The following is a 1,091-nucleotide window of genomic DNA, read 5'->3' as shown; positions in this document are numbered from 1 at the left end:
GGTGGGGGAGGGAGGAGGTCAGGCGAACGCGAGCCGGTAGAGGAGACCCGCGAGCGCTCCGCCCAGCAGGGGGCCCACCACCGGGATCCAGGCGTAGCCCCAGTCCGACCCGCCCTTGTTGGGCAGCGGGAGCAGGGCGTGCACGATGCGCGGTCCGAGGTCACGGGCGGGGTTGATCGCGTACCCGGTCGGGCCGCCCAGCGAGAGGCCGATGCCGACGACGACCAGGGCGGTGATGAGGACGCCGGTGCCGGACAGGGCCAGCCCCTCGGTGAGGCCCTGGGTGAGGATGGCCAGGACCAGCACGGCGGTGGCGATGGTCTCGGTGGCCGTGTTCTGCACGGGGTTGCGGATCTCGGGAGCGGTGGAGAAGATCCCGAGCACCGGGCCGGGGGCGTCGGAGCGCTGCCGGTCGGCGGCGGCCGTCGTCTGGGCGCCGGGACCGCCTACGACCTCGCGGTCGGTCAGATGCGCCAGGAACTGGCCGTAGTAGGAGACCCACACCAGGGCGGCGCCGGCCATGGCGCCGAGCAGTTGGCCGGCGAAGTAGACGGGCACCTTGTCCCACTCTCCGCTCTGCACGGCGATGCCCACGGTGACCGCCGGGTTGAGGTGGGCGCCGGAGAGGCCCAGGGAGATGTAGGCGGCGGTGAGGACGGCGAATCCCCAGCCGAAGGTGATGGCGACCCAGCCGGCGCCGGCGGCCTTGGATCGTCTGAGCGTGACGGCGGCGCAGACGCCGCCGCCCAGCAGGATCAGGACGGCGGTGCCGATGACCTCGCCCAGGAATATGTCGGAGCTGGACACCCGCGACTCCTTTGCTCTTGTCCGGAGGGAGCCAGATGGAAGAAGTGGGGGAGGCGGACCGAGTTCCGTTCGCTGTTCGACATTGTCGACCGCCGAACGGCAGTTTTGCCTCAGTCGAACATCTCGTCAAGGGTGTGGGTGGCGGATCGTGGCGGCGAACACGGGTCGCACGGCCGAAACCGTGCGAAAGCGGCCGGACGGGACCGGGTGGGCGGGGACTGTGCACGGGGCGCCCCCGGACACTGCCCAGGGGTGACCGCTCCGAACCGGACAGAGGCTCGAAT

Annotated in this window: 1 protein-coding gene; it reads right to left on the bottom strand. The window is 71.2% G+C overall.

All coding sequences use genetic code 11. The features are described from left to right. Nucleotides 1–18: 18 nt before the first annotated feature. The gene (locus L7D48_RS28980) at nucleotides 19–807 is read right to left on the bottom strand and encodes an MIP/aquaporin family protein (RefSeq protein WP_237884097.1); all 789 of its coding nucleotides are present in this window, start codon (nucleotides 805–807) and stop codon (nucleotides 19–21) included. Between the last annotated feature and the right edge of the window lie 284 nt (nucleotides 808–1,091).

This window comes from Streptomyces sp. ICN903 (assembly GCF_022015835.1).
GTDB classification, from domain to species: Bacteria; Actinomycetota; Actinomycetes; order Streptomycetales; family Streptomycetaceae; genus Streptomyces; species Streptomyces fenghuangensis.
This window is presented reverse-complemented; position numbering and strand designations above follow the sequence as displayed.